The 23,488-nt window shown below is 65.1% G+C and carries 24 protein-coding genes; 17 read left to right on the top strand and 7 right to left on the bottom strand.

What is annotated here, in order from left to right:
* Positions 1-209: hypothetical protein (locus HMPREF3227_RS13640; RefSeq protein ID WP_231732304.1), on the top strand; the 209-nt coding region annotated here is incomplete at its 5' end.
* On the opposite strand, the gene yaaA is transcribed toward HMPREF3227_RS13640, so the two are convergent.
* Positions 206-925, bottom strand: coding sequence for a peroxide stress protein YaaA (gene yaaA, locus HMPREF3227_RS01635; RefSeq protein WP_066509681.1), 720 nt, complete (start codon positions 923-925; stop codon positions 206-208). The two genes, HMPREF3227_RS13640 and yaaA, sit on opposite strands and share 4 nt — an antisense overlap.
* Positions 926-969: 44 nt before the next feature.
* Here yaaA and HMPREF3227_RS01630 point away from each other — a divergent pair, with 44 nt between their 5' ends.
* Together HMPREF3227_RS01630 and HMPREF3227_RS01625 are read left to right on the top strand one after the other, a co-directional pair.
* Positions 970-2,739 (top strand): proline--tRNA ligase, encoded by a 1,770-nt coding sequence (locus HMPREF3227_RS01630; protein ID WP_066509678.1) that lies wholly within the window; start codon positions 970-972, stop codon positions 2,737-2,739.
* Positions 2,740-2,961: 222 nt separating this feature from the next.
* Positions 2,962-3,336 carry a DoxX family protein gene (locus tag HMPREF3227_RS01625; RefSeq protein WP_066509676.1) on the top strand — a complete coding sequence of 125 codons (375 nt, stop codon included), beginning with the start codon at positions 2,962-2,964 and terminating at the stop codon, positions 3,334-3,336.
* A 3-nt stretch (positions 3,337-3,339) separates the two neighbouring features.
* Here HMPREF3227_RS01625 and HMPREF3227_RS01620 read toward each other — a convergent pair whose 3' ends face one another.
* The 3 genes from HMPREF3227_RS01620 to HMPREF3227_RS01610 form a co-directional block, all read right to left on the bottom strand.
* Entirely contained in the window at positions 3,340-3,681 is a 342-nt protein-coding gene (locus HMPREF3227_RS01620) for a transglycosylase family protein (RefSeq protein ID WP_066486726.1), read from the bottom strand.
* 163 nt (positions 3,682-3,844) lie between these two features.
* Positions 3,845-5,821, bottom strand: a complete 1,977-nt coding sequence (locus HMPREF3227_RS01615) for an MMPL family transporter (RefSeq protein WP_066509673.1) — start codon at positions 5,819-5,821, stop codon at positions 3,845-3,847.
* A gap of 18 nt (positions 5,822-5,839) precedes the next feature.
* Complete coding sequence (locus tag HMPREF3227_RS01610; RefSeq protein WP_141759208.1) at positions 5,840-6,646, bottom strand: DUF4439 domain-containing protein; 807 nt, start codon at positions 6,644-6,646, stop codon at positions 5,840-5,842.
* A gap of 53 nt (positions 6,647-6,699) precedes the next feature.
* On the opposite strand from HMPREF3227_RS01610, the gene rimP reads away from it, so the two are divergent.
* The 9 genes from rimP to HMPREF3227_RS01565 all read left to right on the top strand — a co-directional run bounded on the left by rimP (position 6,700) and on the right by HMPREF3227_RS01565 (position 15,958).
* The gene (rimP, locus tag HMPREF3227_RS01605) at positions 6,700-7,245 is read left to right on the top strand and encodes a ribosome maturation factor RimP (protein WP_066486707.1); all 546 of its coding nucleotides are present in this window, start codon (positions 6,700-6,702) and stop codon (positions 7,243-7,245) included.
* A gap of 3 nt (positions 7,246-7,248) precedes the next feature.
* The gene (nusA, locus tag HMPREF3227_RS01600) at positions 7,249-8,259 is read left to right on the top strand and encodes a transcription termination factor NusA (protein WP_066509671.1); all 1,011 of its coding nucleotides are present in this window, start codon (positions 7,249-7,251) and stop codon (positions 8,257-8,259) included.
* A 191-nt stretch (positions 8,260-8,450) separates the two neighbouring features.
* Positions 8,451-8,723: a YlxR family protein gene (locus HMPREF3227_RS01595; RefSeq protein ID WP_066509669.1), complete on the top strand. Its 273-nt coding sequence runs from the start codon at positions 8,451-8,453 to the stop codon at positions 8,721-8,723.
* Between the two features lie 150 nt (positions 8,724-8,873).
* Positions 8,874-11,654 carry a translation initiation factor IF-2 gene (gene infB, locus HMPREF3227_RS01590; RefSeq protein WP_066509667.1) on the top strand — a complete coding sequence of 927 codons (2,781 nt, stop codon included), beginning with the start codon at positions 8,874-8,876 and terminating at the stop codon, positions 11,652-11,654.
* 172 nt (positions 11,655-11,826) lie between these two features.
* Positions 11,827-12,267 carry a 30S ribosome-binding factor RbfA gene (gene rbfA / locus HMPREF3227_RS01585; RefSeq protein WP_066486702.1) on the top strand — a complete coding sequence of 147 codons (441 nt, stop codon included), beginning with the start codon at positions 11,827-11,829 and terminating at the stop codon, positions 12,265-12,267.
* Positions 12,268-13,233 carry a DHH family phosphoesterase gene (locus HMPREF3227_RS01580; RefSeq protein ID WP_066509665.1) on the top strand — a complete coding sequence of 322 codons (966 nt, stop codon included), beginning with the start codon at positions 12,268-12,270 and terminating at the stop codon, positions 13,231-13,233. It begins immediately after the preceding gene.
* Complete coding sequence (locus HMPREF3227_RS13455; RefSeq protein WP_066509664.1) at positions 13,230-14,519, top strand: MATE family efflux transporter; 1,290 nt, start codon at positions 13,230-13,232, stop codon at positions 14,517-14,519. The genes HMPREF3227_RS01580 and HMPREF3227_RS13455 overlap by 4 nt, the downstream gene beginning before the upstream one ends.
* On the top strand, positions 14,520-15,308 hold the full coding sequence (locus HMPREF3227_RS13450) for a metallophosphoesterase family protein (protein ID WP_066509656.1): 789 nt from the start codon (positions 14,520-14,522) through the stop codon (positions 15,306-15,308).
* On the top strand, positions 15,305-15,958 hold the full coding sequence (locus tag HMPREF3227_RS01565) for a 4'-phosphopantetheinyl transferase family protein (RefSeq protein WP_066486690.1): 654 nt from the start codon (positions 15,305-15,307) through the stop codon (positions 15,956-15,958). Before HMPREF3227_RS13450 ends, HMPREF3227_RS01565 begins: the two co-directional genes overlap by 4 nt.
* A gap of 77 nt (positions 15,959-16,035) precedes the next feature.
* Here the strand turns inward: HMPREF3227_RS01565 and truB are convergent, their stop codons facing one another.
* Entirely contained in the window at positions 16,036-16,926 is an 891-nt protein-coding gene (truB, locus tag HMPREF3227_RS01560; protein WP_066509655.1) for a tRNA pseudouridine(55) synthase TruB, read from the bottom strand.
* Between the two features lie 38 nt (positions 16,927-16,964).
* Between truB and HMPREF3227_RS01555 the strand changes: the two genes are divergently transcribed.
* The 4 genes from HMPREF3227_RS01555 (at position 16,965) to HMPREF3227_RS01540 (ending at position 19,714) form a co-directional block, all read left to right on the top strand.
* Entirely contained in the window at positions 16,965-17,987 is a 1,023-nt protein-coding gene (locus tag HMPREF3227_RS01555) for a bifunctional riboflavin kinase/FAD synthetase (RefSeq protein ID WP_066509648.1), read from the top strand.
* Positions 17,988-18,920, top strand: a complete 933-nt coding sequence (locus HMPREF3227_RS01550) for a nucleoside hydrolase (protein ID WP_066509646.1) — start codon at positions 17,988-17,990, stop codon at positions 18,918-18,920. It abuts the gene before it with no gap.
* A gap of 101 nt (positions 18,921-19,021) precedes the next feature.
* A complete protein-coding gene (rpsO, locus tag HMPREF3227_RS01545; RefSeq protein ID WP_066486675.1) occupies positions 19,022-19,291 on the top strand; it encodes a 30S ribosomal protein S15 in 270 nt (89 codons plus the stop codon).
* Positions 19,292-19,399: 108 nt separating this feature from the next.
* The gene (locus tag HMPREF3227_RS01540) at positions 19,400-19,714 is read left to right on the top strand and encodes a DUF4288 domain-containing protein (protein ID WP_066486671.1); all 315 of its coding nucleotides are present in this window, start codon (positions 19,400-19,402) and stop codon (positions 19,712-19,714) included.
* Positions 19,715-19,727: 13 nt separating this feature from the next.
* On the opposite strand, the gene HMPREF3227_RS01535 is transcribed toward HMPREF3227_RS01540, so the two are convergent.
* Positions 19,728-20,234: a CPBP family intramembrane glutamic endopeptidase gene (locus HMPREF3227_RS01535; protein ID WP_066486668.1), complete on the bottom strand. Its 507-nt coding sequence runs from the start codon at positions 20,232-20,234 to the stop codon at positions 19,728-19,730.
* Positions 20,235-20,385: 151 nt separating this feature from the next.
* Here HMPREF3227_RS01535 and HMPREF3227_RS01530 point away from each other — a divergent pair, with 151 nt between their 5' ends.
* Positions 20,386-22,629 (top strand): polyribonucleotide nucleotidyltransferase, encoded by a 2,244-nt coding sequence (locus HMPREF3227_RS01530; RefSeq protein WP_066509644.1) that lies wholly within the window; start codon positions 20,386-20,388, stop codon positions 22,627-22,629.
* Positions 22,630-22,762: 133 nt separating this feature from the next.
* Here HMPREF3227_RS01530 and HMPREF3227_RS01525 read toward each other — a convergent pair whose 3' ends face one another.
* Positions 22,763-23,443, bottom strand: a complete 681-nt coding sequence (locus tag HMPREF3227_RS01525; protein WP_066486663.1) for an AMIN-like domain-containing (lipo)protein — start codon at positions 23,441-23,443, stop codon at positions 22,763-22,765.
* Positions 23,444-23,488: the final 45 nt, after the last annotated feature.

Here is a 23,488-nt window from a genome sequence, read left to right as displayed (position 1 = left end):
CAAAATCAATGCACTCTAAAACCGGAAGAGCCGAGAAAGTGCAGGATGATCCGCGCGGAGAAGTACCCCGCGAGAAGCGCGATGACTACGAGCACCGCGAGGATCGAACTGAGCCACACCAGAGACTTCTTACGCCGTGTCATACCATTAATTTTATTCACTGGATGGTGAAAGCACAGCGCAATGGGGTAAATGGTGACGAGTTTTAGATGACGAGGACGAGCTCGTTTCGACGGGTTTCGGTGGTGAGTCCTGCGGCCTGGGCAAGGGCGGCGACGTCGTCGATGGAGTAGGCCTCCGAGGGTGCGGTCGCGAGCACGCGGGCGAGCTGGCCCTTGTAGTGCTTATTGAAGTGGGAGACTACCTTGCGGGAGCCGTCCTCCTGCACGGACTCGACGCGGGCGGTCACAGCGCCTTGGAGCCGGCCGAGCTGCTGGTACGTGCCGGAGCGCAGGTCGACCACGAGTTCTTCATCCTGGACCTTTGTGAGCGCGTCTGTGATGAGCGAGCCCCAGCGCGATTTCATGGTGCGGCCCTCGAGTTTCGTGCCGCCGGACAGTCGGTAGTGGGGAATGAGATCGCCTGCGCGGACGAGTCCGAAGAGGGCGGAGCCGACGGCGAGGCGGGAGCGGGCGGCATCGGAAAGCGAGGGAGCGTCCAAAGCGTCGTAGAGGACGCCGGTGTAGCGCTCAAGGGCGGGCATGGTGGGGGAGGTAAAGAGCTCCGTGTTGGCGACGGCCTCCCCACGCAGCTTCTGCGAAATCTTGAGGATGCTGAGCGCCTCGTCGGGGTCCAGGGAGCTTAAGACTTCCGCGATTTCGCGGCGCGCCGGGTTAAGTTCCGGGAAGGACAAAGAGTCCAGGTCAAGCGGGGCGCCGGTGCCTCCGGGCGCCTTGGTTTCAGAAGGTGGGAGGACGATGAGCATGCCACTAGCGTAGCGCCCGGCCCAGCGGGGTAAAGTTGGGAACCATGATTACACGCCTTTCTACGCTCTTCCTGCGCACTCTGCGCGAGGATCCGGCCGACGCCGAAGTCACCAGCCACAAGCTCTTGGTCCGCGCGGGGTACGTGCGCCGTGCCGCGCCTGGTGTGTACACTTGGCTGCCGCTGGGTCTGCGCACGCTGCGCAAGATTGAGGATGTTGTCCGCCAGGAGATGAATGCCATCGGCGGCCAGGAAATGCTCTTCCCGGCGCTGCTGCCGCGCGAGCCCTACGAGCTCACGGACCGCTGGACCGAGTACGGGGATAACCTCTTCCGTCTCCAGGACCGCAAGGGCGCAGACATGTTGCTGGGCCCGACGCACGAGGAAATGTTCGCCTCTGCCGTCAAGGACATGTACTCCTCGTACAAGGACTTCCCGGTCACCCTGTACCAGATTCAGACCAAGTACCGCGACGAGGAGCGTCCGCGTGCGGGCATTCTGCGTGGCCGCGAGTTCGTGATGAAGGATTCCTATTCTTTCGACATGACGGATGAGGGCTTGGACGAGTCCTACATGCGTCACCGAAAGGCGTACCAAAACATCTTTAACCGCTTGAAGATCGATTACGCCATCTGCAAGGCGACCTCGGGTGCCATGGGCGGCTCTGCGTCGGAGGAGTTCCTGGCCGTGTCGCCTGCGGGCGAGGATACCTTCGTGCGCGCGACTGATGGCGACTACGCGGCGAACGTCGAGGCCGTTGTCACCCCGGTTCCGGCGGAGACCCCCATCGAGGGCCAGCCGGAGGCGACCGAGTACACGACCCCGGATGCAGAGACCATCGACACCCTCGTGGACTGGGCGAATGGCGAGGGCATCGAGATCGACGGTCGCGCCGTGACGGGCGCAGACACGCTCAAGTGCATGGTCATCAAGACTGCCGCGCCGGCGGCATCGGAAGAAGAGAAGGAATGGGAGCTCGCTGCGGTTCTCATCCCGGGCGATCGCGCGCTGGACGAGAAGCGTCTCGAGGCGTCGCTGGAGCCGGTCGAGTTTGAGCTGGCGTCGGATGCCGACTTTAAGAAAGACCCGTTCCTGGTCAAGGGCTACGTGGGGCCGCGTGCCCTTAATGCCAATGGCGTCAAGGTTTACGCTGACCCGCGCGTGGTCAACGGCTCCTCCTGGATCACGGGCGCGGATGCGAAGAACCGCCACGTGGTGGGGTGCGTGGCTGGCCGTGACTTCACTGTCGACGAGTTCATCGAGGCAGCGGAGATCAAGGAAGGCGACCCGGCTCCGGAGGGGCAGGGCACGCTGACGCTGGAGCGCGGCATCGAGCTGGGCCACATCTTCCAGCTGGGCCGCAAGTACACGAAGGCCTTTGACGTCCAGATCCTCGACGAGAACGGCAAGCGCGCCGTCCCGACCATGGGTTCCTACGGCATCGGCGTCTCCCGCATGATGGCTGTTCTCGCCGAGCAGCGCTCGGACGAGAAGGGCCTCAACTGGCCCATTGACGTCGCGCCGTACCAGGTGCACGTGGTCGTTGCGAACAAGGATCAGGCGGCTCTCGAGGCGGGCGACAAGCTCGTGGCTGACCTGGATGCTTCCGGTATCGAGGTCCTCTTCGACGACCGCCCGAAGGTCTCCCCGGGTGTGAAGTTCAAGGACGCCGAGCTGCTGGGCATGCCGTTCATCGCGATCCTGGGCCGCTCCTTCAAGGATGGCATTATTGAGCTGCGTATCCGCGGAGGCGAGACCCTCGAGGTCCCGGCTGCGGAGATTGTGGAGAAGCTCACCTCGCTCGTGCGCGGTTAGTTTTCGTTGCGCGAGGCGCCCCATCGACGTGTGTCGGTGGGGCGTTCGTGATTGTGGAGGGACAGAAGGGATCTTGTGAGGCTCCCTTTTGTTCGACTGTGTAACGACTATGTAAAAGGAAACCAGAGGAAGTAAACCGAGCGGGTCTGGGAGATGTGTGGTTTACCTTTGGTGGTTTCCTTGTGCGTGCGTCACCACGGTTGGTGGGGCTAGGCTCGAGGTATGAACATCGATTGGAATGAAGCCCGCGCGTTGACGTTCGGTTCGGTCATGCTCACCATGGGCACCCTCCACTTCGTAAAGAAGGAGGAGTTTGAGTCCATCGTGCCGCCGCAGTTGCCGGGCACGGCGCGGTTGTACAACTACGTCTCGGGCGTGTGGGAGTTGGGGACGGGTGCCGCAGTAATCAATAAGAAAACCCGCCCTGTGGGCGGGTGGTCAGCGCTCGGGTTGCTCGCGGCCGTGTGGCCGGCGAACTTCTATCACGCCGCGCGCGATTTGAAGACCGGCGCGGGGTGGGGGAAGAAGGCCTATCACGCGCTGCGCCTTCCGGCGCAGCTGCTCATGATGCGTGCGGCCTATCGGCTCACGCGCTAGCGGCTAGTAGGTCAGCGGGCCGCCGCAGTTGGGCCAGGCGCCAGCGCCCTGGCCAGCGAGGACGCGCTCGGCGATGTCGATCTGCTGGGCCTTGGTGGCCTGGTCTGCGGTGGGCGCGTACTGCTGACCGCCGTAGCCGGCCCACGTGTCGTAGCTGAACTGGACGCCGCCGTAGTAGCCATTGCCCGTGTTGATATTCCAGTTGCCGCCGGACTCGCACGCGGCGACCTGGTCCCAGGCCGCGGTGGAGGCGGCGTGAGCGGCGGGGGCGCCGACGGCGGTAAGCGCTGTGGTAAGCGCTGTGGCGGCACCGAAGGTTGCGAGAGTCTTCGTCATAGAACGCATGGAGTTAGTGCTCCTTTGCATGGTTGAGGTCAGATTCTTGAAAGCAGCGGGAGGAGGGCCTGCCGCGTCCATGCCGACCCAACGTAGGAGTCCATGCGAGTATGTGCAATGAAAATCAACGCATAATTACCTGTCCTTCCGCTGAGCGGAGGACAGGCTTCTATCAGGAGCGCTGTGCAGCGGGGGATTCGGCAGATTTAAGGGAAACCGTTTCCGAGTCGGATTTTCCGGCCGGGTGGGCGGGCCACCAGAATTTCTCGCCGAGGAGCTGGACGAGGGCGGGCACGAGGACGGTACGCACGATAAGAGTGTCGAGGAGGACACCGATGAAGACCGTGATGCCCAGCTGCGCGAGGACGACGAGGGGAAGGACGCCGAGTGCGGCGAAGACGGCGGCCAGCAGGATGCCTGCTGAGGTGATGACGCCGCCGGTGGCCGAGAGCGCGGTGAGCACGCCGCGGAGGGTGCCAACACTGCGGGCGTCCTCGCGGGCACGGGTGATGAGGAAGATCGTGTAGTCGATGCCGAGGGCGACGAGGAAGACGAACGCGAAAAGCGGCGTCGTGGAGGCGAAGCGGTCGAAGCCGAAGATGTAGTAGCTTACCCACCAGCCCAGGCCCAGGGCGGCGACATTGGTGAGTAAGACGGAGGCGACCATGATGAGCGGCGCGAGCAGGGAGCGCAGCATGAGGATGAGCGCGCCACATACAAGAGCGAGGACGAGCGGGAAGATGGTGCGGCGATCGTCGGCTGCGGCGGATTCTTCGTCCGCGAGCTGAGCGTCGGAGCCGCCCACGTAGGTCTCGCCCGGCAGCTGCCCGCGTAGTTCAGAGAAATGGGCGGAAGACTGGAAGAGCGTCCAGCCGTTGCCGGCGCCGGTCTCTTGAGCGTCGGGGAGGGCCTCCTTCACCGCGTCCGCGTCGCGGGTGGCGATAATGGTCGGAGTGGCGGATTGCTCGGGGAATTTCTCTTCGAGCTCGGTGCCAGCGGAGATGGATTCCGGGGTGTCGAGGAACTGGTCGGATTGGGTCAGCCCCGTGGAAATGTGGGCGTAGCCGGAAGCGCACACGGCGAGCAGGAGAAGGGAGACGGCCGTGACGAGCTTGGGGCGTGCGCCCACAAGGCCGCCCACGCGGTCCCAGAGCTTGTGGTTCGGCTCGGTGCCGACTTCGGGGCGGCGGGGCCAGAAGATCCAGCGACCGAAGGTCACGAGCACGCCGGGCAGGACGAACAGGGCGAAGAGCCACGCGATGATGATGCCCGTGGCGGACGCGAGGCCCAGGCCACGGGTGTTGGGGACGGACGAGAGCAGCAGACAGAGCACGCCGAGGATCACGGTCGTCGCCGAGGCGGTGACAGCCTTGAGCGTGGGCAGCCAGGCGGCGGCCATGGCGGCGAAGCGGTCCTCGTGGCGCGTGAGCTCATCGCGGTAGCGCGAGATAAGCAGTAACGCGTAGTTCGTGCCCGCGCCGAAGACGAGGACGGAGAGGATGCCGGAGGTCGACTCGTTCCAGGCGAGGCCGGTGGCGTCGAGGACGTAGGTATAGATGGTTGCGGCGACTCGGTCAGCGATGCCGATGACGAGCAGCGGCAGGATCCACAGGATGGGGGAGCGATACGTCGCGATGAGCAGGAGCGCCACGATGGCCGCGGTGACGCCAAGGAGCAGGAAGTTGGCGCCTTCGAAGACGCTGGCGAGGTCAGCGCGGATCGCGGCCGGGCCGGTGACCTGGACGGTCACGCCCTCCGGTGCGCCGTCGGTGAGGCGCGCGCGTAGGTCTTCGACCTCGGTGGCGTTCTGCGAGGAGCTCGTGGACTCCACGTTGTAGGGCACGATGGCACCGTCGCCGGCCTCATTCGGAATGACGGGGCCCAAGTCACCGGCGAGTTTCTGCAACTCGTCCATGTGTGTGCGCACGTCACCGCTGAAGAAGACGATGGCCGCCTGAGATCCGCCGGCGCCCGAGGCCTCCTGAACCTCGGCCTGGATGTTGGCGACGCGGGTGGACTCCGCGTCGCTCGGCAGGGAATGAGTACCCGCGTTGGGCTGCTCCACACCTCCCAGCGACATCGCCCCGATACCGAGGATGAGTAAGAGGAGAGCGAGCCAGCGTGCGGACTTCTGGCGTGAAGCGGTCATAGCCGCCCACCTTACCCGCTAGACGGTGCGCGCCCAGGCGGCGGTCCCCACGAGCCAGCGCAGCCACGCGGTCGCATCCGTCGCCTCGGTGGTCGCGGCAGCTGTGGCTTCGTCCCGGCCCGCGATTGTCGCCGCCTGCGTCCAGCGTTCCTGCGTGCGTGCGTTTAACTGCGTGACGTAGTCTGCGGAGCTCGCCGTGTCTGTGGGCAGCGGCAGGTCCGTCGCAGTGTAGGCCGCGGCCTGCGCCGGGGCCTCGGCCTTGGCGTCTGCCAGCAGGCCCCGCAGCCATGCGGCGATCTGCTCGTGGTCAGCGATGAGGCTGCCGATGCGCCCCTCCTGATCGCCCGCCGCAAATGCCTTCGCCGTGTCCAGTCCCCAGATGGTCTCGTATTCCCACGCGAGGAGATCCTTTGCCTGGTCGATTTCGGCTGGGGTAAGCATAAGGTCCGGCTCGGCGAGCTGCGGCGCGGCGCTGGCGGCATCGTCAATAGCGTGGGAGACGATGAGCGCGCGGGATTCGACGGGGACGGCGGCGGTGAGCGGATCGATGGGCTCGGCGTGCTTCGTGGAGTACTCCGCCACGGCGGCGTCGCGGTCGACCTGGCAGGAGCCAGGGGAGGTGCCGTCCTCGGCGAACCCGCAGGTGCGGGCGACCTCGGCCCAGAGGGCATCGGCATGCTCTGCGTTGCCCTGGGACTGCGCTTGCGCGGCGAGTTCGATAAGGGTCGGGTCCGGCCGCGGGCCGAAGTAGTCGATGACAGGCGCGCACCCGGCGGTGAGCAGGGCGGCGGGCAAGACGGCGGCAATGAGCATTCGGCGTAACACGCAGTCAACCTTAGCGCGCCTGCGAGACGTGGGAAGCGGCTAGGGTAGAACGCATGGCTTTTCCCACTCCACAGATTTTGACCGAGCGGCTTACCCCGCTGTTGGCCGCGCGCGGGCTTGACCTTGAGCACGTCAAGGCAACTCCGGCTGGCAAGAAGTCCCAGGTGGTTATCCGCGTCGATGGCGACGAACGCCCGAGCTCGGATCTGCTGGGGGAGGTCTCCGATGAGATCTCCACGTTTTTCGACGACCTAGAGGCGCGCGGCGATCTCAATTTCGGCGCAGGCTACACGCTGGAGGTTTCCACGCCGGGCGTGGATCTGCCGCTCACCGCGCCGCGCCATTTCCGTCGCAACCGTGGCCGTGTTATTTCGCTGGAGGGGAAGACCGTGGGCCGACTGGGAGCGCTGTCTCCTGACGAGTCCTCGGTGATCCTCGTCGCGCGCGCGAAGAAAGAGCTGCGCGTGAGCGTCGCACGATTGGAAAATCTGGCTGGTGCGGTGGTAGAAATTGAATTCGCACGCGCACCCGAAGACGAGCTTCGAGTGACTGAGCAATCGTTTGAACAAGCAGCCGAGCAGGCTGACCGAGAGGACTAATAAGTGAATATCGACATCGCGGCATTGCGCACCATCCAGACGCAGCAGGGCATCCCCGTGGGTGATCTGCTGCAGACCATCGCATCCGCTTTGCTCTTCTCCTACCGCGAATACCGCGCGACGGAGCCGGACGAGAACGTCAAGGCCCGCGTGGACATCGACGGAGACACCGGCGCCGTGGCCGTCATCGTCACCGAGACCGACCCGGAGACCGGCGAGGTCGTCACCGAATATGACGACACCCCAGCCAACTTCGGCCGCGTGGGCGCCCACGCCGTGCGCGACGCCATCCTGCGCCGCATGCGTGAGGCTGAGGCCGACCGCACCTTTGATTCCTACACGCCGCTCACCGGTCGCGTGGTCTCCGGCATCGTGCAGCGCGACGCGCGCGCCAACGAGCGCGGTATCGTCGTGGTCCAGCTCGGCACCGAAGCCGACGCCCAGGACGGTATCCTCCTGCCCGCCGAGCAGATCCCGGGCGAGACCTTGAAGCACGGTGACCGCGTCAAGGCGTATGTCGTCGACGTGCATAAGAACGGCGCTGCCGTGCAGGTGAGTCTCTCGCGCACCCACCCGGAGCTCGTCCGCGGCCTCTTCGAGCTGGAGATCCCGGAGGTTGGCGACGGCTCCGTGGAGGTCATCTCCATTGCCCGCGAGGCTGGCCACCGCACGAAGATCGCCGTGCAGGGCAAGGCCAAGGGCCTTAATGCCAAGGGCGCCTGCATTGGCCCCAAGGGGGCGCGCGTCAACAACATCATGCGTGAGCTCCACGGCGAGAAGATCGACATTATTGACTTCAACGAGGACCCGGCCGTCTACGTGGGCAATGCGCTTGCACCGTCTAAGGTCGTGCGCGTCGACGTCCTCGATCCGGAGTCGCAGATCGCCCGCGTCACCGTGCCGGATTACCAGCTTTCGCTCGCCATCGGCAAGGAGGGCCAGAACGCTCGTCTCGCCGCGCGTCTTACCGGCTGGAAGATCGACATCCACTCGGACGCGGAGTCTGCAGAGTAAATTGTGGTGTCGCGCCGCGTAATTTTGGTGTCGCGTCACCACGCTTGCGTGGCGGCGCGTTTACCCTAAGTTCAAATTCTGCGTCATGTCGCGTAGACTAAGGAACGGCCCTCATGTGCCGGTGGACACCGGTGGTAATCCCGCACGCCCTGAATCGGAGCGTGCACGAGCACGAAGGAGTTGACCTCGCTATGACGTCACCCCGTGTGCGTACGTGCATTGCCACTCGCGACCGCCGCCCCGATACCGAGCTGCTCCGCGTGGTCCTCGACCCCGCAGATCCAACTCGCGTCGTGGCCGATCCGCACCGCCGCCTTCCCGGACGGGGAGCGTGGCTCACGCCGGATGTGGGCGCATATGAGCTAGCGGAGCGCCGCCGAGCTTTCGGTCGCGCGCTGCGCACGTCTACCCACGTGGACACAGGTCAAGTACGTTCGTACCTGGAGTCGGTCGCGGCGCCCTAACGTGGTGCCGGACCCAGATTGCATAAAGGAAGACCCCACACTGATGAGCGCACAACGATGAAGCATCAGCGATGAAAGTCGTCAACAACAACTCTTGACGGTGGCCGCCACTTTCGCGGCCATCCTCAAGTAACAACCAAGAGGAGACAAGTGGCCGGAAAGCTACGCGTTCACGAGCTCGCGAAAGAGCTCGGAGTAACCAGCAAGGAACTGCTCGCGACCCTGAAGGACCAGGGCGAGTTCGTTAAAACCGCATCGTCCACCATCGAACCGCCGGTGGTGAAGAAGATGCGTGCCTTCTACGAGCCGCAGGGCGCCAAGGATGACGCCCAGCAGCCCGCGAAGGGTGGCGCGCCCAAGTCGGGTGCTGCCAAGCCGGGACAGTCTGCTGCCCCGAAGCCGGGCGCTGGCAACCCCAAGCCGGGCCAGCAGGCCCCGTCTGCGCAGGCGAAGCCGGGCAAGCCCGCGGAGAAGTCGGGACCGAAGCCGGGCGCACCCAAGCCGGGTGCAGAGAAGTCTAACGCCGCTAAGCCGGGCCAGCCCGCGTCGAAACCGGCGCAGGGCGCCCCGAAGCCGGGTCAGTCCGCTGCCCCGAAGCCGGGCGCACCGACCCCGCGTTCTATGCCGAAGCCGGGCGGCACGCGTCGTGTGGCGAATAACCCGTTCTCCACGGGTTCGAGCGACCGTCCGGGCCCGCGTCCGGGTGGCTCCAAGGGCCCGCGCGCAGGTAAGGGCGGCGAAGGTCGTGGCCACGGTGGCCAGGGCGGCCAGAACCGTGGCGGTCAGAACCGCGGCCAGCAGGGCGGCCAGGGTCGTCCGGGTGGCCAGCAGGGCGGCGGTCGTCGTCCGAGCCCGGCCATGATGCCGGCGCACCCGAATCCGGCTACGATGCCGTCCAAGTCCTCCAACGCCGGTGGCGGCGGACGCGGCCGCGGCGGTTCCCGTCCGGGCCAGCACGCTGCTGGTGGCGGCGGATTCCGTGGTGGCGGCGGTCGCGGCGGTCGTCGCGGCGGCACCGCGGGTGCATTCGGACGCCCGGGTGGCGCTCCGCGTCGCGGCAAGAAGTCGAAGCGTCAGAAGCGCCATGAGTACGAAGAGCAGCAGAAGCACGAGGTTGGCGGCGTCCGCCTGCCCGACGGCGGCGGCAAGGTCGTTCGCCTGCGTCGCGGCGCGTCGCTCGCTGACTTCGCTGAGAAGATCGGTGCCGATCCGGCAGCGCTCGTCCAGGCTCTGTTCAACCTCGGCGAGATGGTGACCGCAACGGCGTCCGTCTCCGAGGACACGCTGCAGCTGCTCGGCTCTGAGATCAACTACGAGGTGCAGGTCGTCTCGCCGGAGGACGAGGACCGCGAGCTCCTCGAGTCCTTCGACCTCCAGTTTGGCGAGGACGAAGGCGGCGAGGAAGCCCAGGAGAAGCGTCCCCCAGTCGTCACGGTCATGGGCCACGTCGACCACGGTAAGACCCGCTTGCTCGACACCATCCGTAAGACGCACGAGCGCGAGGGTGAGGCCGGCGGCATCACCCAGGGCATCGGCGCCTACCAGACCACGGTGGAGCTCGAAGATGGCCCGCGCACGATTACGTTCCTGGATACCCCGGGTCACGAGGCGTTTACCGCCATGCGTGCGCGTGGTGCCCAGTCCACGGACTTGGCGATCCTCGTTGTCGCTGCCGATGACGGCGTTATGCCGCAGACGGTGGAGGCCATCAACCATGCGAAGGCTGCGGACATCCCGGTCGTCGTTGCGGTGAACAAGGTCGATAAGCCCGAGGCACAGCCGGACAAGATTCGTGGCCAGCTCACCGAGTACGGCCTCATCCCGGAGGAGTACGGCGGCGACACCATGTTCGTCGACATCTCTGCGAAGGCCGGCACGAACATCGAGGACCTGCTCGAGGCTGTCATCCTTACGGCGGACGCGGCGCTCGAGCTCACGGCGAACCCGAACATGGACGCCCAGGGCGTTGCTATCGAGTCCCACCTCGACCGTGGCCGTGGCCCGGTCGCGACGGTCATCGTTCAGCGCGGTACGCTGCGCGTCGGTGATTCCATCGTCGTGGGTGACGCACATGGCCGTGTGCGCCGCATGCTCGACGAGTTCGGCAACGACGTGGACGAGGCGGGTCCGTCGCGCCCGGTCCAGGTCCAGGGTCTCAACGGCGTGCCGGGTGCGGGCGACAACCTGCTCGTGGTCGAGGACGACCGTGTCGCGCGTCAGATTGCCGCGCAGCGTGATGCCCGCAAGCGTTCCGCTCTGCAGGCGAAGTCCCGCAAGCGCGTCTCTCTCGAAGACCTGGATGCCGTGCTCAAGGAGACCTCCACGCTCAACCTCATTCTCAAGGGCGACAACGCCGGTTCGGTGGAAGCCCTCGAGGACGCGTTGCTCGACCTGGAGATCGACGACGAGGTCCAGCTCAACATCATCGACCGCGGTGTCGGTGCTGTCACGCAGACCAACGTCTCGCTCGCGGCTGCCTCGGACGCCATCATCATCGCGTTCAACGTGCGTGCTGAGGGTAAGGCAACGGAGGAGGCCAACGCCGAAGGCGTGGACATCCGTTACTACACCATCATCTACCGCGCCATCGAAGAGATTGAGCAGGCTCTCAAGGGCATGCTCAAGCCCATCTACGAAGAGCGCGACACTGGTGCGGCCGAGATCCGCGCGCTGTTCAAGTCCTCTGCGGTGGGTACCATCGCCGGCCTTATGGTCACCGAGGGCAAGATCAAGCGCAACGGCAAGGTGCGCTTGGTCCGCGATGGCAACGTCATTTCCTCCGACGCGAAGATCGAGTCTCTGCGTCACGAGAAGGACGATGTCACCGAGATGAACGCCGGTTACGAGTGCGGTGCTGTCCTGTCTTACCCGGATATCCAGGTGGGCGACATCCTGCAGGCCTACGAAGAGGTCGAGGTTCCGCGCGACTAGTCGCGTGAGTTCTATACCGGAATAATTCGACGCTGAGCCCGCGTTTCCTGAATTGAGGAAACGCGGGCTTTCGCGTGCCCGCCCCGCTAGGTGCGCGAGGGAGGGCTTGTCCTCTAGACTTGGTTGGTTGAACGCCGCGTCTGCGGCAAGCTGTAAGCATGAAGGAGTAGCCATGGTTGATCACGCCCGCGCGGCCCGTATGGCCAAGCGCATTCAGGAGATCGTCGCCAGTGCCATCGAGCGTCAGATTAAAGACCGCCGTCTCGAGTTGGTAACCATCACGGACACCCGCGTCACCGGCGATTTGCACGACGCCACGGTGTACTACACCGTCCGTGGCAAGGACCTGAACTCCGAGCCGGATCTGGACCAGGCGGCCGAGGCGCTCCACCGCGCCAAGGGTCAGTTGCGCAAGATCGTGGGCGATCAGCTCTCCGTGCGCTTTACGCCCACACTGAGTTTCGAGTTCGATGCCGTGCCGGAGGCCTCCGCGCACATGGAGGAGCTGCTTGAGCGCGCTCGTCAGCGCGACGCGGAGCTGGCCAAGCTCAAGGAGAACGCGCGTCCAGCGGGCGACGCGAACCCGTACAAGACGTCGGGCGAGGAGGAGTAGATGGCCGGAACTGAAGCACAATTCCAGGCGGTTGTTGACGCCCTCAAGGCGGCGCAGCGCGTCTGCATCATCACACACCTGCGCCCGGATGCCGATGCCGTCGGTTCGGCCTCGGCACTCGCCCTCGGCCTGGATCAGTTGGGCAAGGAGTCGACCATCGTCATCGGCCAGCGCCGCCCGGTCTCGGAGAACCTGCTCACCATTCCGGGCTCCGAGCGCATTCAGCTCGCCTCCTCGTTGCCGGAAAACTATGACGTCTACGTCACGGTGGATTGCGGCGCCATCGACCGCACGGGTCTGCTCGAAGACGACGTGGCGACGGTCGACAACCTCGTGTGCATCGACCACCACTCCTCGAACAAAGGGTTTGGCTCCATCAACCTCGTGCTCGATGAGTGCGAGTCCACGACGGTCGTATTGACGCGCGTGCTCGACTTGCTCTCCGTCCAGCTCGATACGAAGATCGCGCACGGCCTCTACGCCGGCCTGATGACGGACACCGGCTCCTTCCGCTGGGGCCGTCCGGCCATGCACATGTACGCCCACCGCTACATGCAATACGGGCTCGACACCAAGCAGATCGCCGTGGACCTCATTGACTCCACGAATGCGGATGACCTGCAGATGGTCGGCCGCGTGCTCTCTGGCCTGCGCATCTTGCCGGCGGGCCCGCACCACCTGGGCATCCTCGTCGCCTCGCTCGAATTCGCTGAAGGTTCGGCCGAGGGCTCCGTGGAGTCGCTCGTCGACTTCGTCCGCGCGCTCGACGGTTCTGATATTGGCGTCGTTTTCAAGGAACAGTCCCGCGGCGTGTGGGCGGTCTCCCTGCGCTCGTCCACGGTCAACTGCGCCGAGATCGCCGGCCGCCTCGGGGGTGGCGGACACGTGCCGGCCGCCGGCTACACCACGTACGGTGACGAGGGGGAGATCATCAACCAGCTCGTCACCCTGCTCGCCGAAGAATGACCGAGGAGACAGTTTCCGCGCGACGGATTTTCGGCCTAGCCCTGCCCGCCTTGGGCGTGCTGGCCGCGATGCCGCTCTACCTGCTCCTCGACACCGCTGTCGTGGGACGCTTGGGTGCCACGGCGCTCGCGGCCCTGGGGGCCGCCGCGACCGTGCAATCGGTCGTCACCACCCAGCTGACTTTCCTGTCCTATGGCACCACGGCGCGCTCCGCCCGCTTCTACGGCCGTGGCGACCGCCAGGCCGCCGTCGCTGAGGGCGTCCAGGCCACCTGGGTGGCCCTGGGCGTGGGAGCGATCCTCATGGCCCTCATGTGGGTCTTCGCCGGGAGCATCGGCAGGTTCATGACGGGCTCCGAGGAAGTCGCGCGCCTAGCCGCCGAGTGGCTGCGCCTCGCGGCGCTCGCCATCCCGCTTACCCTCGTGGAAATGGCCGGCAACGGCTGGATGCGCGGCGTCCAAGATACCCGCAAGCCGCTGTTGTTCACCCTGGCCGGGCTCATCCCGGGTGCCATCGCCGTGCCCATCTTCGTGCACTTCTGGGGCGTTCTCGGCTCCGCGGCGGCGACCGTGCTGGGCATGGGGATCATCGCCGCGTGCTTCCTGCGTGAGCTCCACCGCGAACATGAGGGGGACTGGCGCCCGGACCGAGGGGTCATCGGCAAGCAATTGGTGCTCGGCCGCGACCTCATCGTGCGGTCGCTCGCGTTCCAGGTGGCGATGCTCTCCGCGACGGCCGTGGTGGGACGCTTCGGCACGGCGCCCCTGGCCGCGCATCAGATTATGACGCAGCTGTGGAATTTCCTGACACTCGTCCTCGACTCGCTCGCCATCGCGGCGCAGACGCTTATCGGTGCGGCCCTCGGCGCTGGTCACTCCGCCAAGCGAGTGGGGCAGCGGATTGTGGGCTACTCGGCAGGCTTCGCGGTGGCACTCGCGGTCGTCTTCGCGGTGGGTGCCTCCCTCATTCCGCGGATCTTCACCCAGGACTCCGCGGTGCTCGACGCGCTTGCGCGACCGTGGTGGGTCATGGTTGCCATGGTCATCACGGGTGGTGTGCTCTTCGCACTCGACGGCGTGCTGCTCGGCGCGGGCGATGCCGCCTTCCTGCGCACGCTCACCCTTGCCTCCGTTATCCTGGGGTATCTGCCCGGCGTTTTCCTCGCCTATGCCCTGGACTGGGGGCTTACCGGCGTGTGGGCCGGACTCGCGGCGTTTATCGCCCTCCGCACCGTGGGCGTGATTTATCGTTTTAAGTCAATGAAGTGGGCCAGAAAGGAGCTGTAGATGGCAACCCTATGGGCCGTGTCCGATCTGCATGCGGCGGCCAAGGCAAACCGGCCCCGCATCGAGGCGCTGCAGCCTTCCGATCCAAGTGATTGGCTCATCGTCGCTGGCGATGTTGCGGAGCGCACTGACCTCATTTTGGAGATCCTCGGCGAGCTGGCGTCGCGCTATGCCACCGTCATCTGGGTTCCTGGCAACCACGAGCTTTTTGCCCGCAGCCAGGACCGCTTCCGCGGCCGCGCGAAGTACGCCAAGCTCGTGGCCGGCTGCCGCCGCCTGGGCGTCATTACGCCAGAGGACCCGTACCCCGTCTTCCACGGGGTGACCATCGTCCCGCTCTTTACGCTCTACGATTACAGCTTCCGCACGCCGGGTGTCTCGGCCGAGGACGCCGTCTCCGCGGCGGGGGAGAAGGGCATCATGATGACCGACGAGGTGGCCATCGCCCCCTTCGTTGATATCCGCGCGTGGTGCTGGGACCGCCTCGCGTACTCGATTAAGCGCTTGTCCCGGATCGACGGGCCCACGATTCTCATTAACCACTGGCCGCTCGTCCAAGAGCCCACGCAGCGCATGCGCTATCCCGAGGTCGCCCTGTGGTGCGGCACCCGCCATACCCGCGCGTGGCCGAAGCGCTACCACGCGCAGCAGGTCATCTACGGTCACCTCCACATCCCGGTGGTCGAGGAGATCGACGGCGTCACGCACGCCGAGGTTTCCCTGGGCTACCCGCGCGAATGGCAAAGCCGCGACGGACAGGTCTGGCCGTACAAGGTGATGGGCTCATGATCGATAACGTGCTCTTCCCTGACTCCGCGCGCTTTTGCTACGTGCGCACCTCGGAACCCGACCTTTTAAACTATGACGGCCTCGATCCCCTCGAGCGCACCCTGGTTAGCCAAGCCGTGGACGTGCGCAAGGCCGAATTCGGCGACGCCCGCTGGTGCGCCCACCAAGCCCTCTCCGAGCTCGGCGCGACGGGGCCCGTCTTAAGAGGGGAACGCGGCATGCCGCTCTTCCCGGACGGTTTCGTGGGCTCCATTACCCACACCCAGGGCTTTCGCGCGGCCGTTGCGGCACCCTATTCCTCCGTCCGGTCGATTGGCATCGACGCCGAGCCTGCCGATGTCCTCCCCGAAGGCGTCTTCGACGCCATCGCCCGGGCCAGCGAGGTGCCCCAAATGTCCAAGCTCGTCGCCGCCGGCGTGACCTGCCCGGACCGCTTGCTTTTCTGCGCGAAGGAGGCCACGTACAAGGCGTGGTTTCCCATGACGCAGCGCTGGCTCGACTTCGACCAAGCGGAAATCTCGTTGCGCGCGGACGGCACGCTCATCTCCTATATCTTGGCGCGCCCCACGCCCGTGCCTTTCATCGAGGGCCGCTGGGTCATCCGCGACGGCTACGTCATCGTCTCGACCGTGGTGCCGCATACCCTCTGACACTTCGCGTGCGGGTTCAAACGTGAATGAGTCATGGGTTTTCGGCAAGAAACTCCGTGACTCATTCATACTTCGACTTAGAGCGTCGACGGCCGCGCCACGAAGACCGTCGCGAGGCGCTTGCCCTTCTCCTTGATGAGCGCAACGGACCTGCCGGACGGGTCCACGGCCGCGTGCACGCCTTTCAAGCCCCGTGGCTCGAGCCATTTGCCCATGGCCAGCGCCGCCGCTTCTTCTTCCGTGACGTCGAGGACCGGATAGGAGCGCGCCAGCGCCTCGTCGAGAGACAGCGACAAGGTAGGGGATTCTTCCAGTTCCTCCAGCGTGCGTGCGTCGGCCAAGGTAAAAGGCCCGACCTCGGTTCGCCGCAGGGCCGTGAGGTGCCCGCCCACGCCGAGTGCTTCGCCGAGGTCGCGGGCCAGCGAGCGGATATACGTACCCGAGGAGCACTCCACGTGGACGTCGACGTCTACAAACGATCCCCGGCGAATCTCCAGGATGTCGAAGCGAGAAATCGTTACAGGACGCGCGGGAATCTCGACGTCTTCGCCGGCGCGGACGCGTTCGTAGGCACGCTTGCCGTCGATCTTGATAGCGGAGACTGCCGCGGGCTTTTGCATGATGTCTCCGGTGAGCGCGGCGACGCCGTCGGTGATGGCGGCATCGGAAAGCGCGGACGGGTCCGCAGAAGAGATGGTCTCGCCCTCCGCGTCATCCGTGGAGGTCGCTTGGCCCAGGCGGATGGTGGCGTCATAGGCCTTCGTGGAGGCGACCATGTGCGCGAGGAACTTCGTGCCGCGCTCGAGGCCCAGGACGAGCACTCCCGTCGCCATGGGATCCAACGTGCCCGCGTGGCCCACCTTCTTCGTGTGGAAGAACCTGCGCAGACGCCCCACGACATCGTGGGAGGTCATGCCCGCGGGCTTGTCAACGACAACGAGGCCGGAGGTGGCGAGTGCATCAGTCATGTCCGCTAGTCTAAGCGACGGGGCACGCGTGAACTAACATGGTGCGCGTGGATATTTGGTATGGACTCAGCGAGGTCGAGTGCTCGCACGGCAGCATCGTGACCATCGGCGTTTTCGACGGCGTACACCGCGGCCACCGGCTGCTTATCGATGCCGCCGTGGAACGTGCCCACGCCGAGGGCCGCTCGGCCGTCGTCGTCACCTTCGACCCGCATCCCGTGTCGGTCTTCCTGCCGGAGCGCGCGCCGCTGGCCGTGACGACCCTTGAGGAGCGCCTGCGTTTGCTGGAGAGCTACGGCGTCGACGGCGTCCTCGTTATCGACTTCACCAAAGAACTCGCCGGCCTGAGCCCAGAGGCGTACGTGGACCGGCTCCTCGTCGACGCCCTCCACGCCCGCGGTGTGGTCGTGGGCCAGAATTTCTCGTTCGGCGCGAACGCCGCCGGCACGCCGGAACTGCTCACTGCGTTAGGAAAGACACAAGGATTCGACGTCACCGTCATTCCGCTGCTCAGCGACGACGACGTGGATATTTGCTCGACCTACGTGCGCTCTCAGCTTGCCGAAGGCAACGTGGAGCACGCCAACTGGGCGCTCGGCCGCGCGTTTAGTGTTAACGGCCCTGTCGTCCGCGGTGCCGGCCGCGGCGGCAAGGAACTTGGTTTCCCCACCGCCAACCAGTATTTCCCGGATACGCACGCGCTGCCTGCTGACGGCGTCTACGCAGGCTGGTTCTACATCGACCCGACCGCCGCGCGTGTGGACGGCAACATGGAACCGGGCCGCGCCTACGCCGCCGCGATTTCCGTGGGTACGAACCCCACCTTCGGCGACGAGGAGCGCTCCATCGAGTCCTTCGTACTCGACCGCGAGGCTGATCTCTACGGCCACGAGGCCACCGTCGAATTCGTCGCTCACCTGCGGGACATGGTGAAGTTCAACTCCGTGGACGAGCTGCTGGAGAATATGCACCGCGACGTCGCCGCCGCGCGCGTTGCCTTGGCTGCCGATGCCGCCGCCCGTGGCTGGACCCCCGACCAGTACTTCCTCAAGGAGGGCTAGATGAAGCTCATCCTCGACCTCGACACCGGTATTGATGACGCGCTCGCGTTGGCTTATGCGATTTCCGCCCACGAGCGTGGCGAGGCCGAGCTACTGGCGGTGACGGGTACCTACGGCAATGTCGACGTCGAGCAGGGTGTCGCCAACTCTCGCGCGCTTCTCGAGCTGCTGGGACACCCCGAGATTCCTGTCATCCCGGGCCCGCAGAAGCCCGGCTTCGAGGTCCTCGAGATATCCTCGTTCATTCATGGCTCGAACGGTGTGGGCAACGTCGCCTTGCCCGCCGCCCCGGAGCAGATCATCACCACCGATGCGGTCGACTTCCTCATCGAGGCCTACCGCACCCACGGCGCGGATCTCACCATGATTCCCACGGGACCGTCGACCACCATCGCCGCGGCGATGCGTGAGGCACCCGAGCTTGCCGATGCCCCCGTGGTCTTTATGGGCGGAGCCCTCACCGTCCCCGGCAACGTCACGCCGCTGGCCGAGGCCAATGTCATCCAAGACCCCGCGGCAACGGACTTCCTGCTGCGTACCGGTACGAACGTGTCCATGGTGGGTCTCGATGTCACGACGCGCACCGTGCTCACGAAGAAGCACACCGCGCAGTGGCGTGGAACCCTGGTAGGGGACATCTACGCCGACATGTTCGACTACTACATCGACGCCTACGCGAAGTCCGAGCCGGAGCTGGGCGGCTGTGGCCTGCATGATCCGCTCGCCGTCGCGACCGCCTTAACCCCGAGCCTCATCGACTGGCTGCCCATCAACATGATGTGCACTCACGAAGGCCGCACCACGGGAGACCCGGCCCGCTTCCACACGGAGGTCACCTCGCGCGCGGCAGTCGGTGTGGATATCGACCGCTTCGTCGACGACCTCATGGCACGTATGGCCGAGCTTTTTGGTAAATCCAGCGCTGACCTGTAATATCTTCCGAAGTCTGTGTACTGCGGTTCGCAGCAGTTGCAGGCGCGCCTTTCGCGGCGCGACATTTCATGCGGACTGAAATAAAACGAGGAGTAATACTCATGGCATTGACCACTGAGAAGAAGGCCGAAATCCTCAAGGAGTACGGCCTGCACGAGACCGACACTGGCTCTCCGGAGGCGCAGATTGCTCTGCTCACCTCCCGCATCAACACTCTGACCGAGCACCTGAAGACCCACAAGCACGATCACCACTCCCGTCGTGGTCTGCTGCTGATGGTTGGTCGTCGTCGTGGCCTGCTGAAGTACCTGGCTGCCACCAACATCGACCGCTACCGTGACCTGATCGCCCGCCTGGGCCTGCGTCGCTAAGCCTTCCGGTTGCTTTCACACCCCGTCTTCGGACGGGGTGTGTTGCTTTCTAGGGCCGTCGTGATCACGAAGCAGGTATCGCGGCCCCTGAGACGGTAGCTTGGCACCATGGAACCGTATATCGGCATTGTCGTTTTTGAACTTGAATCGGTAGAGCCCAGCGCGCCGTCGTATTTCCGCGAAGATATTGTCCTCGTCCGTGCCACAGACGACGATGAGGCGCGCGCGAAGGTCATGGCGCTGGCGCGTAGCCAAGAATCGGCAGAGCATCCCACGATCGTCATGCGCCACATCGTGGATGTCGCGCCTGCACTCTACGGCACGGTCGAGGGAGACGTGGACCTCTATGCGCGCCACTTTGCGTCGCTTGAGGACTATGCGCGCTTCGACATGAAGCTGGGAGGGCGCGACCCGTTCGCCTAGTCCCGCGCGTGGGCTACACGAGGAGCATTGCCGTGAGGATGTTGATGGCAGCGTGCACGGCGGCGCCGGGCCATAAAGAAGCGCTTTTCTCGCGCAGCCAACCCTGGGCGAAGCCGGTGGCAATCTGCACAACAAAGAGCGGGATGAGGGCGACATCCATCATGGCCAGCGGTAGGTGGATGAGGCCGAAGAGGAGACCCTGCACTGTAATTCCCGCGCCGGCATTCCAGCGTTGGGTGATAATTCCTTGTAGGAAACCGCGGAAGAAGATTTCTTCGCCCACCGCGCGCAGCGCCATCGCGAGGAATCCCATTGCCGTTGTTGCAGTCGTGGTCTGGGCGACAACCTCCGCCGGCACAGGCAACAACACGAGGTAGCTCAGCACCAGCAACACGAGCAGCAGGATGCCGGCCCACGTCCAGCCGTGCGCCTGCGGCCGCCCGAGTCCGACGGTCACGGGCTGGCGCCGGAGAAGAAGAAACACCAGCGTGGGCAGCGACCACAACACGAACATGACCATGGTTTAAGCCTAAGCCTGTACCGCGAGTCAGGGAGCGTGATGTTCGACATAATCCCAGGAAAGCTGCTAAAATCGCTACTCGTTGTAGAAAACCCAACGATTTTTCAACCGGCGGCACCGATGATCGCCGGGCTACAAGGAGTAGAAAACTTTGAGCGCTAAGAACGCTGTTGAATTTAACGTTGATGAGGAATTTGGCATCACCGAGGCGATTGCCACCATCGACAATGGGGACTTCGGTACCCGCACCATCCGCTTCGAGACCGGCCAGCTGGCCCGTCAGGCGGACGGCTCCGTCACCACTTACCTGGATGACGACACCATGCTGCTGGCCACGACCACCGCGTCGAACCAGCCGCGCGAGGGCTTTGACTTCTTCCCGCTGACGGTCGACGTCGAGGAGCGCATGTACGCCGCGGGCAAGATCCCGGGCTCCTTCTTCCGCCGCGAGGGTCGTCCCTCCACCGAGGCCATCCTGGCCTGCCGCCTTATCGACCGCCCGCTGCGCCCGACCTTCGTCAAGGGCCTGCGCAACGAGGTCCAGGTCGTCATCACCGTCATGTCCATGGACCCGGACGAGTACTACGACGTCGTCGCCATCAACGGCGCGTCTGCTGCGACGCAGCTCTCCGGCCTGCCGGTCTCCGGCGCCGTGGGCGGCGTACGCATGGCGCTCATCGCCGATGATAAGCACCCGAAGGGCCAGTGGGTCGCCTTCCCGAACGCCGAGCAGCACGAGCGAGCTCTCTTCGAGATGGTCGTCGCCGGCCGCATCGTGAAGAAGGGCCGCAAGGACGACGTCGCCATCATGATGGTCGAGGCAGGTGCTGGCGAGAACGTCGCCGAGCGCATCAAGGACGGTGCCCCGGCACCGCAGGAGTCCACCGTGGCCGAGGGCCTCGAGGCCGCTAAGCCGTTCATCCGCACGCTGTGTGAGGCACAGGCTGGCCTGGCCGAGCGCGCCGCAAAGGAAACCCAGGAGTTCCCGCTCTTCCCGCCGTACACCGATGACGTGTTCAAGGCCGTGGAAAAGAAGGCCTCCAAGAAGCTGGGCGAGCTGCTCACCATCCCAGGCAAGCAGGACCGCGACGACGCGACCAACGAGTACATGGAAGACATCGAGGAGGATCTCCTCGACCGCTTCGCGGAGTTGGAGGATGCCTCCAAGCAGATTCGCGCTGCGTATAACGCCGTGATGAAGCAGATCGTCCGTTCCAAGATTCTGGCTGAGGGTTTCCGTATCGACGGCCGCGGTGTCACCGACATCCGCGACCTGGGCGTCGAGGTCGACCTCGTTCCGCGCGCCCACGGTTCCTCGCTCTTCGAGCGCGGTGAGACCCAGATCCTCGGTGTGACCACCCTGGACATGCTCAAGATGGAGCAGCAAATCGACTCGCTCACCCCGGTCGATTCCAAGCGCTACATCCACCACTACAACTTCCCGCCGTACTCCACCGGTGAGACCGGCCGCGTCGGTTCCCCGAAGCGCCGCGAGATCGGCCACGGTGCGCTTGCCGAGCGCGCCCTGCTCCCGGTTATCCCGTCCCGTGAGGACTTCCCGTACGCCATCCGCCAGGTCTCTGAGGCTCTCGGCTCCAACGGTTCGACCTCCATGGGGTCTGTCTGTGCCTCTACGCTGTCCCTGTACAACGCGGGCGTGCCGCTCAAGGCTCCGGTCGCCGGTATCGCCATGGGCCTCGTCTCCGGCGAGGTCGACGGCAAGGAGAAGTTCGTCGCGCTCACCGATATCCTCGGCGCCGAGGATGCATTCGGCGACATGGACTTCAAGGTCGCCGGTACCTCCGAGTTCATTACCGCGCTGCAGCTCGACACCAAGCTGGACGGCATTCCGTCTAAGGTCCTGGCGCAGGCTCTGGAACAGGCACGTGATGCCCGCGCCACCATCCTGGACACCATGGCTGAGGTCATCGAGGGTCCGGACGAGATGTCCGGCCTGGCCCCGAAGATCACGTCCGTGAAGATCCCGATGAACAAGATTGGCGAGCTCATCGGCCCGAAGGGCAAGACCATCAACGCCATCACTGAGGAAACCGGCGCGGACGTCTCCATCGAAGAAGACGGCACCGTGTACGTCTCCGCCACCACGGGCGAGGCTGCCGATGCCGCCATCGAGCGCATCAATTCCATCGCCAACCCGCAGCTTCCCAAGGTCGGCGAGCGCTTCCTCGGCACCGTCGTGAAGACGGTCGCCTTCGGTGCTTTCGTCTCGCTCACGCCGGGCCGCGACGGTCTTATCCACATCTCCAAGCTGGGCGGCGACGAGCGCATCGAGCGCGTCGAGGACGTCGTCAATGTCGGCGACAAGATTCAGGTCGAGATCGCGGACATCGACAACCGCGGCAAGATCTCCCTCGTCCCGGTCGAGGAGGACTAGTCCTCATCGGATGAGCGCTTGACGCTCACACGGCCCGCACGGATTCGTTCCGTGCGGGCCGTTCGCGGTTTTCAGGACAACGGGGCGCAGTTCAATCTGGGGCTTTGTTGTTCTGAAATCCAGGCGCGCGGGGCTAGGAGGTCTGGAAGTCGACGACGACGCGCGGCGGGCCCTCGAGGAAGGTCACGGAGTAGGGCAGCTGGCGGTCGAGGCCGATGACGAATTGAGACTGCGCCTCAAAGGCGTTGACGAAGTTGACTCCGGTGACGGCGCCTGCGCCGGGGTAGGTGGTGAACTCGGCGTACTGCTGCTGGAGCTGCGGCGTAGACGGCCACGGGGTGCCTTCGATACCGAGGACGAGGGCGGTGGCCCCGTCGTAGGCGACGGGCTTGCCGGAGGCCTGGGCTGCGGGGGAGTTGGTGTACTGCGTGTACCAGCCAGGCTTTCCGGGGCCGGTGAATTCGATGACGACGCGGTCGTAGCCCTCGTGCGAGCCGACGCGCACGGCGACGGGGACGAGTTCGGCGCCTTCGGCTTGCGTGAGCGGCTGGTCCGCGAGCGACGGGGTGCCGAGGAAACCGGCGGGTGCGGAACCGGCGGTGTCTTCGGGATCGGTGCTCGTGGTGGGCGACTCCGGACTCGATGCCAGGGCGCTGGATTCGGTACTGGACGTTGCTGCACTAGTGGTTCCCGAGCTGGAGGTTGCTGCGGGGGAGGAGGCGGGGGCATCGGAAGGCTCGGTGCTTGAGCAGCCAGCCACGATTAACGGCAGCGCGAGGAGAGCGGAGTAACGGAAGTGGCGTGTGGTACTCATGTCTTCCAGTCTAGGCGGAAAGCGGGTTATAGTAGGGCGGTTTCA

This window comes from Corynebacterium sp. CMW7794 (assembly GCF_001563605.1).
Taxonomy (GTDB): domain Bacteria; phylum Actinomycetota; class Actinomycetes; order Mycobacteriales; family Mycobacteriaceae; genus Corynebacterium; species Corynebacterium phoceense.
This window is presented reverse-complemented; position numbering and strand designations above follow the sequence as displayed.